Here is a 15,238-nt window from a genome sequence, read left to right as displayed (position 1 = left end):
CCGCCCATCTGGGTAGGGCTTACTTCTTGTCGTCTTTCACTTCTTCGAACTCGGCGTCGACTACGTCGTCGTCAGCCTTGGCAGAAGAGGAGGACTGACCGGCATCAGCACCGGCTGCACCCTGGGCCTGAGCCTGCTGCTGGGCAATTTCCATCAGCTTCTGGGACGCTTCCAGCAGAGCCTGCTGTTTGGCTTCGATAGCAGCCTTGTCGTCACCCTTGATGGCCGCTTCCAGCTCGCTCAGAGCGGTTTCGATCTTGGTCTTGTCGTCGGCAGGCAGGGCTTCACCGGCTTCGGTGATCTGCTTGCGTACGGAGTGGACCAGACCATCAGCCTGGTTGCGAGCCTGTACCAGCTCTTCAAACTTCTTGTCCTCGGCCGCGTTGGCTTCGGCTTCGCGTACCATGCGCTCGATCTCGTCATCAGACAGACCAGAGGAGGCCTGGATGGTGATCTTCTGCTCTTTGTTGGTCTCTTTGTCTTTCGCAGAGACGTGCAGGATACCGTTGGCATCGATGTCGAAGGTCACTTCGATCTGCGGCAGACCGCGCGGTGCCGGACGGATGCCTTCCAGGTTGAACTGGCCCAGAGACTTGTTGTCGCTGGCGCGCTTGCGCTCACCCTGCAGCACGTGAATGGTCACGGCAGACTGGTTGTCTTCGGCAGTGGAGAACACCTGGGACTTCTTGGTCGGGATAGTGGTGTTCTTCTCGATCAGCGCAGTCATCACGCTACCCATGGTTTCGATACCCAGGGAGAGCGGGGTAACGTCCAGCAGCAGCACGTCGGTCTTGTCACCGGACAGTACGGCGCCCTGGATGGCAGCACCCATGGCCACGGCTTCGTCCGGGTTGACGTCTTTACGCGGCTCTTTGCCAAAGAACTCGGCAACGGTCTTCTGAACCAGCGGCATACGGGTCTGACCACCAACCAGGATCACGTCGTCGATCTCGCCAACTGCCAGACCGGAGTCTTTCAGGGCGACACGAACCGGCTCCAGAGAGTCCTTCACCATGTCTTCCACCAGGGATTCCAGCTTGGCGCGGGTCACCTTGATGTTCATGTGCTTCGGACCGGTGGCATCTGCAGTGATGTACGGCAGGTTGACGTCGGTCTGCTGGGCAGAAGATAGCTCGATCTTGGCTTTCTCAGCGGCATCTTTCAGACGCTGCAGAGCCAGCTGGTCGTTACGCAGGTCGATGCCCTGCTCACGCTTGAACTCGTCTACCAGATAGTTGATGACGCGGTTGTCGAAGTCTTCACCACCCAGGTGGGTGTTACCGTTGGTCGCCAGTACTTCGAAGGTGGTTTCGCCTTCAACTTCGTCGATCTCGATGATGGAGATATCGAAAGTACCGCCACCCAGGTCATATACGGCAACCTTGCGCTCGCCCTTGACCTTGTTCACGCCGTAAGCGAATGCAGCAGCAGTCGGTTCGTTGATGATGCGCTTTACATCCAGACCGGCGATGCGACCGGCATCCTTGGTAGCCTGACGCTGGGCGTCGTTGAAGTAGGCCGGAACAGTGATAACGGCTTCGGTTACCGGCTCGCCCAGATAGTCTTCGGCGGTCTTCTTCATCTTTTTAAGCACTTCGGCAGAGATCTGCGGCGGTGCCATTTTCTTGCCCTTCACTTCAACCCAGGCGTCGCCGTTGTCAGCTTTGGCGATGGCGTACGGCATGATTTTCAGGTCACGCTGCACTTCTTCATCTTCAAAACGACGCCCGATCAGACGCTTGATGGCGAACAGGGTGTTTTTCGGGTTGGTGATGGCCTGACGCTTGGCCGGCTGACCAACCAGGATCTCGCCATCATCGGCATAGGCAATGATGGACGGAGTAGTACGATCGCCTTCTGCGTTCTCGATCACGCGAGCAGTGTCGCCATCCAGAATAGCGACGCAGGAGTTGGTAGTACCCAGGTCAATACCGATGATTTTACCCATTTGACGAATCTCCAAATACTTTGAATAAACTGGCGAGGAACTCGCCTTAATGCGTTAACGGCTAGGTGGGGGCTGCCAATCTGGCTTTCAAGCTCCCGGCATCAAATTTTTTGTGCCGCCGCGGCCTTGCTACCTATATGGGGTCGCCAGACGCAGCTTCAAGCCCCAACCCTAAAAAACCACACCCTTTGTCATGGTTGCGCGGTCACGTTGAGCCGTAAACCGGGCAAGATGAACAGGTGCTGCACTGCGAAACAAAAAGCCCGCCACGGGGCGGGCTCGGGCACCCACAGCCAATCAGTCGACCGCTTTGGCGATCATCACCATGGCCGGACGGATCACCCGACCGTTGAGGTCATAGCCCTTCTGCATCACTGCAATGACGGTGTTCGGGGCCACATCGGCACTCGGTACCATGCTCATCGCCTGATGGGCGTTGGGGTCAAACGGCTGGTTGATCGGGTCGAGCGCCACCAGACCAAACTTGGCCACGCCGCTCTGCATGGATTTCAGGGTCAGCTCGACACCTTCGATCATCGGCTTGAGGGCTTCGTTCTCCTTGTCGGCCAGTTCGATGGCTCGCTCAAGGTTGTCCAGCACCGGCAGCAGTTCATTGGCGAACTTCTCCAGAGCGAATTTGTGCGCCTTCTCCACATCCAGCTCGGTACGACGACGCAGGTTCTCCATCTCGGCGGCGGTACGCAGGGCGCGTTCACGCTCTTCCGCTGCTTTTTGGATGGCGGTTTCCAGCTGCGCTTCCAGTTCGGCAATACGGGCCTGCTCGGCTGTCACTTCACTGTCTACATCGGTCGGCTCGACTGGCTGGGCTTCCACTTGCTCCATCGCTTCAACCTTTTGCTCTTCGTGGTTCATGACATCTCCAATTCCGGGGTTACTTATGAGGGCCCTGACGTCTGGTTGAGCGACCGGACGACAACAGACCGACTATGTTGGCGCTATTATGGGGATGCATCCCCGGCTTTCAAGGGGTAAAGGGCAATCTGGGTTGCTGAATGGCCGCAACCGTCGGTTTATCCGGGTTACCGCTCACCGTTTAACCAGTAGCCTCAAGGGGATAGCCACCCCCGTCACACGGGAGAGCGTCACAAGCGGAGCAAAGCACTGTATACTGGCCCGCAATACCCATCCCAGATCTGACTGACTATGGATTCTCCGTTCAAAACCATCGCCCTGATTGGCAAACCCCACCATGAGGGGGCCAACCAGACGCTGACCGGCCTGCATCAATACCTGACCGCCCGCGGCTTTCGGGTTCTGGTGGAGAGCCGGGTCGCCCAGACCCTGAGCATCCTCGATGAAAACGTGATGGATCTGGTGCAGCTGGGCCAGCAGGCCGATCTCGCCATCGTGGTCGGCGGTGACGGCAACATGCTGGGGGCGGCGCGAGTGCTGTCGCGCTTCGATGTGGCGGTGATCGGGGTGAACCGGGGCAACCTCGGCTTTCTGACCGATCTCTCGCCGCAGGATTATCTGCTGCCGCTGGAGCAGGTGCTCTCCGGTCACTACAAGAGCGAACACCGCTTCCTGCTGGAGGCTTCGGTCTATCGCCACGGCGAGCGCAAGTCGAGCAATCTGGCGGTGAATGAAGCAGTACTGCACCCGGGCAAGATCGCTCATATGATCGAGTTCGAGGTCTATATCGATGGCAGCTTTATGTATAGCCAGCGCTCGGACGGCATCATTGTGGCCACTCCGACCGGCTCCACCGCCTACTCCCTGTCGGCAGGTGGCGCCATCCTCACCCCCAAGCTCAACGCCATCACGCTGGTGCCGATGTTCCCGCATACCCTCAGCAGTCGCCCCATCGTACTCGATGCCGACAGCGAAGTGCGGCTGCTGGTCTCGCCGGATAATCAGGACGATGCCATGCAGGTGAGCTGTGACGGTCAGGTGACCCTGGCTGTCCACCCGGGGGACGAGATCCTCATCAAGAAGAGCCACCACCAGCTTCATCTGGTGCATCCCCTCGACTACAGCTACTTCCACGTGCTGCGCAACAAGCTCGGCTGGGGCAGCAAGCTGTTTTAATCGGCGCTGACCGACAACGGCATTGACACAACGGGCGCCTGAATTGGCGCCCTTCTCTTTTCTGTCGTGGCAACGTCCCCTGCACTCTCATATCCGTACCGCGTCCCAATAGTCAGTACCGCATTCTCATAGCCATGGCGCACTGGTGCGACTTTCCTGTGTTAAAAATGGCGGCGCCCTCTTTACTGTATATAAGACCAGTATATACTGGATACATACACAGTAATGTTGACCTATACAGGATGAGACCATGCTGACCCAGCTGACCGTCAACAACTTCGCCATCGTCAAGTTTCTCGAACTCGATCTGCAACCGGGCATGACCTGCATCACAGGTGAGACCGGCGCCGGTAAATCCATCGCCATCGATGCTCTCGGTCTCTGTCTCGGAGAACGGGCCGAAGCGGGCATGGTGCGACCCGATAGCGATAAAAGCGAGGTCAGCGCCCGCTTCCTGCTGGACAACAACCCGGCCGCTCGCGCCTGGCTCGCTACCAACGAGCTGGAAAACGAAGGTGAATGTATCGTGCGGCGAGTCATCTCCGCCGAGGGGCGCTCACGCAGCTATATCAACGGCGTGCCTGTCCCCCTCACCCAGCTCAAGAATCTGGGCCAGCTGCTGGTCAACGTGCATGGTCAGCATGCCCACCAGATGCTGCTCAAACCCGACTACCAGCTCGCCCTGCTCGACGGTTATGCCGGTCACCATCTGCTGCTCGACGAGGTACGCCAGCACTATCAGCAGTGGCGCCAACTGCAAAACGAGCTGAACCGGCTCAAGGCCGAGCAGCAACAGCGGGAGGCCCGTCGCCAACTGATCGAGTATCAGGTGCAGGAGCTGGACGAATTTGCCCTGCAGCCGGGGGAGTTTGAAGAGATAGAGGAGGAGCACCAGCGTCTGGCCAACGGCACAGAGCTGATGCAGGAGTGCGGGGCTTGCCTCGACCTGCTCTATGACAACGAAGAGACCACTATCGCAGGGCTGCTGCAATCGGCCGTCGATCGGGCCGAGGGACTGGTCAGCATGGACAGCCGCCTCAACCCGGTACTGGAGATGCTGAATGAAGCGCTGATCGGGGTGCAGGAGAGCCACAGCGAACTTCGCAGCTACCTCGATCGGCTGGAGCTGGATCCCGAGCGGTTCAACGAGCTGGAAGCTCGCCTCTCCAAGGCGATCAATCTGGCCCGCAAGCACCACGTCAAACCGGCAGATCTGGCTCAGTACCATCAGGAGCTGGCCTCTGATCTTGCTCGCCTCAACTCCGATGAAGAGCGGTTAGAGGGGATGGAAGATGAGCTGGCCGAGGCCCGTCAGGCTTTTGTCCAGGCCGCCGAAGCCCTGAGTCAGAGCCGTCAGCGTTATGCCGAGGAGCTGGGCGCCAAGGTAACCAGCAGCATGCACGAACTGGCGATGCCCGATGGCCGTTTTGCCATCGAGGTACGACCCGATGCCCAGAGCAGCCTCTCTCCGCTAGGTATAGATCGGGTGGAGTTCATGGTCACCACCAATCCGGGCCAACCGATCCAGCCGCTTGGCAAGGTTGCATCGGGTGGCGAACTGTCGCGTATCAGCCTCGCCATCGTGGTGATCAGCGCTCGCAAGGTCTCCACCCCGACCCTGATTTTCGATGAGGTGGATGTGGGGATCAGCGGCCCGACTGCCGCCGTGGTTGGTCGCCTGCTGCGCCAGCTCGGGGAGTCCACTCAGGTGATGGTGGTCACTCACTTGCCGCAGGTGGCGGGCAACGGCCACCAGCATATGGTGGTGAGCAAGCATACCGATGGCAAAACCACCGAAACCCAAATGAGTGCCCTTGATGAGACAGCCCGTCTCAACGAGCTGGCACGGCTGCTCGGTGGCGACCAGATCACCGACAACACATTGGCCAATGCTCGCGAGCTGCTGCGCCGTTGAATCAGGCCAAAACGCCGATTTGCAGGATGGCGACTGATAGCGCTGACCAAATATGCTGACTGCGCAGGCACAAGCGGGCGCCATTGCCTGCGCAGTCCGCAATAGCCAACAGCCAACAGCCAACAGCCAACAGCCAACAGCCAACAGCCAACTGTGAGAACCGAACTCGCGTCAGGATTACCGACCCAGATCAATAAAATGGCGAGTTAGGCGAAGCTGGCAGCAACATGGGCGTGGATCCGGTTGCCTTCATGTGGCGGATTTCGCATAGTGTTGCCCCCCTTTATGGGTATCCAATTGTGAGGCTTTGTCTATGATCCACGTTTTTGGTCACAAGAATCCTGATAGCGACAGTATCTGCAGTGCGCTGGTTATCACCGACTGGCTCAATGGCCAGGGCCGTCAGGCCACCCCATGGCGTCTGGGTGACCTGCGCACTGAAACCCGTTTTATTCTGGAGCAGGCTGGCGTCAGCGAACCCGAGTTGCTGACCAAAGATCTGACCGGTGAAGATGTCTGGCTGGTGGATTTCAGTGATCTGGAACAGGGCCCTGCCACACTGGCACAAGCCAATGTATTAGGTCTGGTGGATCACCACCGTCTCGGCACTCTGGTCACTCAGTCCCCGCTGGATGCCTGGATCCGGGCCGTCGGCTGTACCTGCACCATCGCCTTCGATCTGCTGAGCCAGCAAGATACCGTGACCCGCAGCCAGGCTCGCCTGATGCTGGGTGCCATCATGAGCGACACCCTCTGTCTCACCTCACCGACCACCACCGAGCAGGACAAGATCGCTTGTGAGCGTCTGGCACCGCTGGCAGAAGTATCGCTGGCCGAATTCGGCCAACAGTTGCTGATGGCGAAAACCGACCTGAGCGGCCTGACTCCGGCTCAACTGCTGCAGCAGGATGAGAAAGCGTTCCAGGCGGAAGGTTGCAGCTTCATCATGAGCCAGATCGAAGTGGGCAGCGAACAGCAGCTGGCCGAGCACCTGCCAGCCCTGCAGCAGGAGATGGCCCAGCGCGTGGCGAGCGAAGGGCTCGACTTCTTCGTGTTGATGGTGACTGACCTGACTGCGGCTGCCAGCCGTATCTACTTTACCGAGCACGCCAAAGTACCGGCAGAGTCCAGCTACCACCCGGGCTTTGTCAGCCGCAAGAAGCAGGGGCTGCCCTGGGTGATGGATCTGCTGGCCAAGGCCTGATCTTCCCTCGCCATCACCTATTCCAAAGCCCTGCCTCTGCGCAGGGCTTTTTCATCGCCACCGCCAGCCGTACTCCCCCCTCTTGCTGATCATGTTGCTCACGACTGCGGCCTCTCGCTTACTCCTTTCTCGGCTTATTGACAGTTAACGCCATAACTTTGCTTACATATTTGCGGCTGTTATTTATCAGGGCTTTGCTGCAGGATAATCGCCGCGCACAACCTTTTCCGTTTCCATTCAGGTGATCGATGAACATAACCCCCAAGCAGAGAACACTGGCCATCACCATGCTGATCGCCGTGGTGCTCCTCGGCTGGCTGCTCTGGCCCAGTCAACCACCCAAGGCGATGCTGACCGCTCAGGTGACCCGCGAGGATATTGCCCAGACCGTGCTGGCCAGTGGTGTGCTGCAGGCCGTAGAGCAGGTGGATGTGGGGGCCCAGGTCTCCGGTCAGGTTACTAAGCTGGCCGTCGAGGCCGGTGATCAGGTCAAGCAGGGAGACCTGCTGGCCGAGATCGATCCCCTGATTGCCCAGAACAACCTCAAGACGGCCGAGGCGGAACTTGCCAGCAACCGCGCCCAGCTCAAGATCAAGCAGGCACAACTCAAACAGAACGAGCTCGCCTGGCGGCGCCAGCAGCAGATGTTCAAGCAGGAGGCGAGCTCACGGGCCGATCTGGAGAGTGCCGAGGCACTGCTGGCGGTCACCCGCGCCGAACTGCAAAACAGCCAGGCCAATATCGACAACGCCCTGATCAAGGTTGATCGGGCCAAGACCGAGTTGGGCTACACCAAGATCCTGGCGCCGATGGATGGCACCGTCATCAGCATTGTGACCCGTCAGGGCCAGACCCTGGCTGCCAGCCAGACGGTGCCGACCGTGCTCAAGCTGGCCAACCTCGAGACTATGACGGTCAAGGCGCAGATCTCCGAAGCCGATGTCACCAAGGTCAAAGCCGGCATGCCAGTCTACTTCACCCTCATTGGCGATCCGGATACCCGCTATCAGGGTACGCTTCGCGCCGTGGAGTTAGCGCCTACCAACATCAATGATCAGGCCACCACAGGCACCACCACCAACAATGCGGCCGTTTACTACTACGCCCTGTTCGATGTGCCCAATCCCGATCATACCCTGCGAGTGGCAATGACCACCCAGGTGACCATAGTGCTCGGCGAGCGCAAGCAGGTGCTCACTGTGCCGCAAACCGCCCTCGGCAAGTCGCTGGGTGACAACGAGTATGAAGTCACCGTGATCAAGGACGATGAGACAACCGAAACCCGTCATATCAAGACCGGTATGAAGGACGAGATCCGCATTGAGGTGATCAGCGGGCTGAGTGAGAAGGAGGAGGTGCAGCTCAATCACGGAGCCCCCGCCGACAATGATGAGATGGCGGTGATGCTATGAGTGAGCCCCTGAACCAGCTGCCGTTGATCCAGCTGAAAGGGGTCGAGCGACGCTACCAGAGCGGCGACAGCGAAGTCACCGTGCTCCACCCTCTTGATCTCACTATCACGGCAGGAGAGATGATCGCCATTGTCGGCGCGTCCGGCTCCGGTAAGTCGACCCTGATGAACCTGCTGGGTTGTCTCGATAGCCCGAGCAGCGGCCAGTATCTGTTTCGCGGTCAGGACACCGCCACCATGGATGCGTTGGCGCTGGCCCGGCTGCGCTGCCACCACTTCGGCTTTATCTTTCAGCGCTACCACCTGCTGCCCCATCTCGATGCCGCCGCCAACGTGGAGATCCCAGCTGTCTATGCCGGTACCAGCCGCCCGGATCGCCAGGCGCGCGCGCGTCAGCTGCTGAGTAGACTGGGGCTGGCCGATCGCAGTCACCATACCCCGGGCCAGCTCTCCGGCGGTCAGCAGCAGCGGGTCAGTATCGCCCGGGCGCTGGCCAATGGCGGCGAAGTGATCCTCGCCGATGAACCGACCGGCGCACTGGATAGCCAGAGCGGCAAGGAGGTGATGGCGATCCTCAAGGAGCTGCACGCTCAGGGCCACACCATCATTCTGGTCACCCACGATATGAACGTGGCCAGCCATGCCGACCGTATCATCACTCTCAAAGATGGTCGGATTGAACAAGATAGCGGCCCCAGCCAAACGGCCGTGTTGGCCCCAGCCACCGCTGTAGCCGCTCAAAAAATAGCTCCCACTAAAGGCGCCATGGGTCACGACTGGGATCGTTATCGGGAAGCGGGACGGATGGCGATCCATGCCATGCTCGCCCACCGGATGCGCACCTTCCTCACCATGCTCGGCATCATCATCGGTATCGCCGCAGTGGTGAGCGTGGTCGCTCTTGGTCAGGGGGCGCGCGCTAAGGTGATCGACCAGATCAATGCGATGGGCACCAACACCATCGAAATCTTCCCGGGTAAAGGATGGGGCGATGAGAAGATGGCCAGCATCCAGACCCTCAACAAGGGGGATCTCGATGCCCTGTTGGGGCAACCCTATCTTGCGGGCGCCAGCCCCGAGATCGGCAGCTCCGGCCAGTTGCGCTATCGCAACAAGACCAACAGCGGTAACGTGACCGGGGTTGGTAACGACTATTTCAAGGTGAAGGGGATGACGCTGGTCAGTGGTCGCTTACTGGAGTGGCATGATATCCAGCAGCGTGCCGCTGTTGCCGTGGTGGACAAGAAGAGCATCACCAGCCTGCTTGGCAAGGAGGAGCCGGTCGGCAAGGTGGTACTGGTCGGCACCTTGCCGGTGCGGATTGTCGGTGTGGTTTCGCAGGAGACCGGCTTCGGCCCCACCAGCCAGTCGGTCAATATCTGGCTGCCCTACAGCGCGGTGATGAGTCGTCTCATCTCGCAGCACCACTTCAGCCAGATCACCATCCGGGTCAAAGACGGGGTACAACCGGCACTGGCCGAGCAGGCGGTGATCGAGCTGATCACCAAGCGCCACGGGGTGAAGGATTTCTTCACCTTCAGCAGCGACAGCATCATCAAATCGGTGGAGAAAACCACCGCCACCATGACCCTGATGGTCTCGGCCATCGCTGTGATCTCGCTGATCGTCGGCGGGGTGGGCGTGATGAACATCATGCTGGTGTCGGTGGTCGAACGCACCCGCGAGATCGGTATTCGCATGGCCGTGGGTGCCCGCCAGTCGGATATTCTGCAGCAATTCCTGATTGAGGCTGTGATGGTGAGCCTGCTGGGGGGGATCTTCGGCGTCGGCCTCTCGCTAGGCATTGGTGCGCTCTTTTCACTGCTGGTGGACTCCATCAAGATGCAGTTCTCGCTCTTCTCCATCCTGATGGCCTTTGGCTGCTCGTCACTCATCGGGATCCTGTTTGGTTACCTGCCGGCACGCAATGCGGCGCGGCTCGACCCTGTTGTCGCACTGGCGAGGGAATAACAATGCACAAACTCTCCTGGCTGGCTCTCTGCATGGCCCTCAGCGGCTGCAGTCAGCACAGCACCTATCAAAGACCCGAACTGGCGATCGCCCCCACATGGCAACAAGCAGAGGGCGCCCAACTGGCTGCGCAGGCAGGCCAATGGTGGCAGGAATTTCATGATCCCCAACTCGACAAACTGGTCGAGGCGGTACTGACCGCCAACCCGGACATGCATGTGGCGGCCCTCAAGCTCAAAAGCGCCAGACTGGGCGCCGAGCAGGCCGATACCAACCTCACCCCCTCGGTCAATGGCACTCTCGCAGCCAGTGGCAACAAGGATCTGAAAACCGGCAAAGGCACCAACAGTCTGGGTCCCTCGCTGAGCCTCAGTTACGAAGTAGATTTGTGGGGCAAGCTTGCCTCGGTGCGAGATCAGGCAAGCTGGGAAGCGGCAGCAAGCGAGCAGGATCTCGCCAGCACCCGACTGCTGCTGATCGGCAATACTCTGGAGCAGTATTGGCAGCTCGGCTATCTCGGCTCTGCCATCGCACTCGGAGAACAGCAGCTGGCCAACCTGACCCGAACCGAGCAACTGACCCAGACCAAATACCGGGCTGGCGCCATCACCCGGCTCGATCTGGCGCAAGCACGCCAACAACTGGCAGGCAAACAGGCTGAGCTGGCCTCCCTCAAGGCGCAGCAGGAGCAGGCTCGCAATGCCCTGCGTCTGTTGCTGGGCCGCAGCAGCGGGCCGCTGGAGTATGCACCTGCTTCCCTTGCAAAGCAGACCATTCCTGAACTTGCGGTGGGTATTCCGGCCGATGTGCTGGCCCGCCGCCCCGATGTCAAAGCGGCCGAATTGCGGCTGCGCAAGACGCTGGCTAAAGGGGATGAGATCCGCACCAGCTTCTACCCCAGCCTGACCCTGACCGGCAGTGCCAGCACCGCATCCGATAGATTGGCGCAGGTGCTGCAAAATCCGGTCGGCACGCTGGGAGCCAGCCTTGCCCTCCCCTTCCTTGAATACAACCGCACCCAGCTCGCCATCGAAAGCTCAGAGCTGGATTACCAGATTGCTGAAACCGAGTTTCGCAAACAGCTCTACACCGCACTGGTGGAGGTGGAAGACAATCTGGCCGCACGCCACTATGGCCAGCAGCGACTCGATTATCTGCAGGAACAACTGAGTTATGCCCAGGAGGCCGAACGACTGGCCAAGGCTCGCTTCCAGGCGGGAGCAACCGGTGTACAAGCCTGGCTTGATGAGCAGAACCGGCTGTGGGATGCCCAGCAGAGCCTGCTGGCCCAGCAAAAAGAGCAGCTCACCACCACTGCCAAAATCTATCGCGCCCTGGGTGGCAGCGATAGCGTGGCCCCCCGATAACGCCTCGGCTATTCCCCACTCTGCCTGTAGAGTGGGGAATGCCATCACCATCGACCGCACCGAACTCCCTCGCCCACACGGCAGACGAACGCCATTGCTCATCATCAGGGGCAGTTACGGCAGCACATCCAATTACATGCATCGGCGACCCTGAATATCCCGGCCATACCTTGCGGCTCTCTCTACCTCACGCACCCTGATCGGAGATAACGGTTACCGGATATTCCATCAGCAGAGAGCTCGGGGCTCTTGCCGAGCGGCTTCCCGTGAATCGTGAGAGACATATCCGAAGCGCATATCTGCACGACGCATACAAATAGCGATATCACGCAGTTAATCCTGCACGACAAAATTAATCGCAAACAATGAGTGATATTGAGCAAAGTAACAGTGAAGTGAAACGACGGTAAAAAGGATACAAGCGAGGATGCAGATAACAATGGGGCGAAGGGGCAGATTGGATAACCACGAGTAAAACGGCAAAAATAATGCCGCTCAAAGGCGGCATTATTCAATCTCTGAACCTGACGAATTAGATCAGGAAATCGTTCAGGTCTTTACCCAGTGCTACTTGAGCAGCAATGGCTTTCGGCATACGGCCTTGACCGGTCCAGGTTTTTTCCTGGCCATCTTCTTCGTACTTGTATTTAGCCGGACGCGGAGCACGCTTGCTCTTGGCTGCGCCAGTCGCAGCAGCCGGAGCAGAGGCACTCGCCAGCAGCTCGCGAGGATCAATACCAGCCTGCTGCAGCATTTCGGTGAATTCATTCAGCTTGCGCTGACGCTCTTCCTGTTCAGCACGCTCCTGTTCAACAGAATCGGCACGCTCTTGGTAAACCAGGTCAAACTTCTCTTTAGCTTCCAGCAGTTGCTCAAACGGCAGCTCACGAATAGCCGCACGCAAACTGCGAATGTTCAGCAGAACTTTCAGAAACTCGTTCATTATTTCCTCACAAAAAAGTCGGTTACAGGGATACCGTTTCAGAATAGCATGGACAATTCGCGAGAACATACAGTTTTTCTATATTAACGTTCTTTTTTTCTTAAATTTCACCATCAAGATCGAATGCTTGCCACTATCAATAACAAACTGGCTGGAATGCAGATCTTCTGGGTAGAGAGGTGATTACCATCTTGTGTTCAAGAAACATCGGTATTTCAAGACTCATTAATTTCCAGTTCAGCATCCAACAAAACTAACTCGGTAACCTGCTTTATAAGCCTGAGCGAACATTTCTACCATACGTTCAACATCATGTGACAAGACTATGCCTATCTGTTTAGCAATGAACGCGTCTAGAACCGGTCCCTTAACCTGATGATGAGGGGGATATTCCCAATTGACTATCAGCTCATTCGGCACCACCAATAAAATTGCATATTAATCAATTGGTTGAGAGCAGCGAATGACATTTCAAATATGCTTTTCATAGCCCGTTTGACAGACGTGTGCGTCCGAAAACAGACTGTTCGGATACTGGCAGTCCAGAAGGTAAACAATAAAAAAGCCAGCCGTTTTTAACGGGCTGGCTTTCTATGTAGCCAAATAGCACTATTTATTTTTGGTTATATTCTTGCCTGATTGATCAACACCGGTAATCACTGCATGTGAAGCAGACCCAGTTAAAAGGGGCTCGGTTGGATAGAGCTTAAGTGCTTCTGCCCGCATCGCATTGGCTTCCTCCGTACGACCCAATGCATTAAGTGCGATCACCATATTAGCGTATATGTTGGCACGGGGTGTATGGCGTACGAATGCCTGCCCCCACTCCAGATAAGCTCCCAGTTCGGTCTTGTTATTTGTCTGCAAACCCACCATCAGACGAACCGAGTTCACATCAAACTCGACTCGGGTCAACCAAGCCATGGGATTGACGATATCAAGTAGCAAAGTCGGCTCTTTATACCCACCCCGTTCATATTTGGTGACTACCCATGCGGTGTGAATTGCTGTGAGCATAAAGGGAACGAGCAGCAGCGGGATAGCGATCGCCATAAATCGCAGTAACAGCCATGGGCGGCACTCCATATCCCACCATGATGAGCCCCCCTGACTCGCCAGGTTGGTCTCTTCAATTTCGGTATCGATGATATAAATCAGCGTCAGCAAAAGCCACCACAACACGATCGCATGGTAGAGCGGGTATTCCGTCTGGGTATGAAGCAATATCGGCGTAACCAGGGCAAACAGCCCCATGGCATTTACCCAACGCACACTCGCCAGACGCCATAATAATGCGCCCCCCATGATCACTATGCCGACCATGGGTGCAATACCGCCCTCAACAGCCCAATAGAGAAACTCGTTGTGGGGGTGGTCGAGATTGTACTCAATCTGCACCATGGACGGATTCAGTGCTTTATCAGCCATGTAGTGATGAAGAAAAACAGATTCAAAACTGCCGTATCCCCAACCACTCCAGGGAGCCTGTGCAATCAGTTTTGCCGCGTAAGGCCAGTAAATAGAGCGCATACCACCGGACTGATAGATCTCTAATCCGCGTTTTGCTCCAGCCAGCCAATATTGTGATAACAGGCCAATGGCCACAGCCAGGATAACCAGACCCAATATCCGCCATAGCAGGCGTTGTCGATAAAGTTGAGGCATCAATAAGAACAGGGCTAACAGGCCACCTAATTGCCCCACTCGGGATTGTAAAACCACCAGTAACAATGATGCAGATAGAATGACGCCATAGCGCAACGCCATCAGCAATCGACCACCCTCTCGGCGTAATTCCAGCCAGATAGCAAGGGCAAGTCCAGTTGCCATAAACGTCGCCATCACGTTTGGCTGTTGAAAGATCCCGTAAGGGCGATTGGCCTTGGTGTCATAGCCAATCCAGTTACCTGGCGTCAACAGGTAGAACTGCACCAGCCCCAGCACTGCCTCCATCGCGATCGCAATCAGGATGAGATAGAGCAAGCGATCACGCTGCGCCTTATCAAAACGCCATTGATAGAGTCCAAACAAAAACAGTAGGCCAGCAAAAAGTCCCAGCAATCGGGGAATAGCATAATCCTTGAGTGCAAAACCTGGATAGAACATCGGGAGCAGTAGCAAGAGAGATCCTATCCATAAACCCGCTTGTAATGGAGAAAAGGCCAGACGTTGACGTAACGTCACCTGCCACAATCCCAATCCAATAGCCAACGAGGCAAATACCCATCCCCATGCGTTAAAGGGCAAATACAGCCCCGCACCACCAGGATTGTGCATAAAAAAGTGCATACCTAACAACCAATAAGCGATCGAGAGTACGCCAAACACACCATTTATGTTTTTAATCATCATGCATTCCTAGCATAATTTCTGCAGATTGCCATATATCTTGGGTAGGTAATAAAAGGGCGAGCAGTTTACAACTGCTCG

At 57.1% G+C, this 15,238-nt stretch carries 10 protein-coding genes; 6 read left to right on the top strand and 4 right to left on the bottom strand.

Annotated elements, in window-relative coordinates; genetic code table 11:
• Nucleotides 1–19 precede the first annotated feature (19 nt).
• Together dnaK and grpE are read right to left on the bottom strand one after the other, a co-directional pair.
• A complete protein-coding gene (dnaK, locus tag I6L47_RS20950; protein WP_076492355.1) occupies nt 20–1,948 on the bottom strand; it encodes a molecular chaperone DnaK in 1,929 nt (642 codons plus the stop codon).
• 297 nt (nt 1,949–2,245) lie between these two features.
• Complete coding sequence (gene grpE, locus I6L47_RS20945) at nt 2,246–2,821, bottom strand: nucleotide exchange factor GrpE (protein WP_005338036.1); 576 nt, start codon at nt 2,819–2,821, stop codon at nt 2,246–2,248.
• Between the two features lie 291 nt (nt 2,822–3,112).
• Between grpE and nadK the strand changes: the two genes are divergently transcribed.
• The 6 genes from nadK to I6L47_RS20915 all read left to right on the top strand — a co-directional run bounded on the left by nadK (nt 3,113) and on the right by I6L47_RS20915 (nt 11,865).
• Nucleotides 3,113–3,997, top strand: coding sequence for an NAD(+) kinase (gene nadK / locus I6L47_RS20940; protein WP_005338038.1), 885 nt, complete (start codon nt 3,113–3,115; stop codon nt 3,995–3,997).
• A 250-nt stretch (nt 3,998–4,247) separates the two neighbouring features.
• Nucleotides 4,248–5,912, top strand: coding sequence for a DNA repair protein RecN (recN, locus tag I6L47_RS20935; RefSeq protein WP_216948269.1), 1,665 nt, complete (start codon nt 4,248–4,250; stop codon nt 5,910–5,912).
• A 313-nt stretch (nt 5,913–6,225) separates the two neighbouring features.
• Nucleotides 6,226–7,116, top strand: coding sequence for a manganese-dependent inorganic pyrophosphatase (locus I6L47_RS20930; RefSeq protein ID WP_216948268.1), 891 nt, complete (start codon nt 6,226–6,228; stop codon nt 7,114–7,116).
• A 248-nt stretch (nt 7,117–7,364) separates the two neighbouring features.
• Nucleotides 7,365–8,528 (top strand): macrolide transporter subunit MacA, encoded by a 1,164-nt coding sequence (gene macA / locus I6L47_RS20925; protein ID WP_047439138.1) that lies wholly within the window; start codon nt 7,365–7,367, stop codon nt 8,526–8,528.
• A complete protein-coding gene (locus I6L47_RS20920; RefSeq protein ID WP_216948267.1) occupies nt 8,525–10,498 on the top strand; it encodes a MacB family efflux pump subunit in 1,974 nt (657 codons plus the stop codon). The genes macA and I6L47_RS20920 overlap by 4 nt, the downstream gene beginning before the upstream one ends.
• Nucleotides 10,499–10,500: 2 nt before the next feature.
• Nucleotides 10,501–11,865, top strand: a complete 1,365-nt coding sequence (locus tag I6L47_RS20915; RefSeq protein WP_216948266.1) for an efflux transporter outer membrane subunit — start codon at nt 10,501–10,503, stop codon at nt 11,863–11,865.
• Between the two features lie 532 nt (nt 11,866–12,397).
• Here the strand turns inward: I6L47_RS20915 and I6L47_RS20910 are convergent.
• Nucleotides 12,398–12,808 carry an H-NS family nucleoid-associated regulatory protein gene (locus I6L47_RS20910; protein ID WP_216948265.1) on the bottom strand — a complete coding sequence of 137 codons (411 nt, stop codon included), beginning with the start codon at nt 12,806–12,808 and terminating at the stop codon, nt 12,398–12,400.
• 609 nt (nt 12,809–13,417) lie between these two features.
• The gene (locus I6L47_RS20905) at nt 13,418–15,157 is read right to left on the bottom strand and encodes a PglL family O-oligosaccharyltransferase (RefSeq protein ID WP_216949397.1); all 1,740 of its coding nucleotides are present in this window, start codon (nt 15,155–15,157) and stop codon (nt 13,418–13,420) included.
• Nucleotides 15,158–15,238 lie beyond the last annotated feature (81 nt).

Origin of the sequence: Aeromonas sp. FDAARGOS 1417 (assembly GCF_019046985.1) — a bacterium.
GTDB lineage: Bacteria > Pseudomonadota > Gammaproteobacteria > Enterobacterales > Aeromonadaceae > Aeromonas > Aeromonas veronii.
This window is presented reverse-complemented; position numbering and strand designations above follow the sequence as displayed.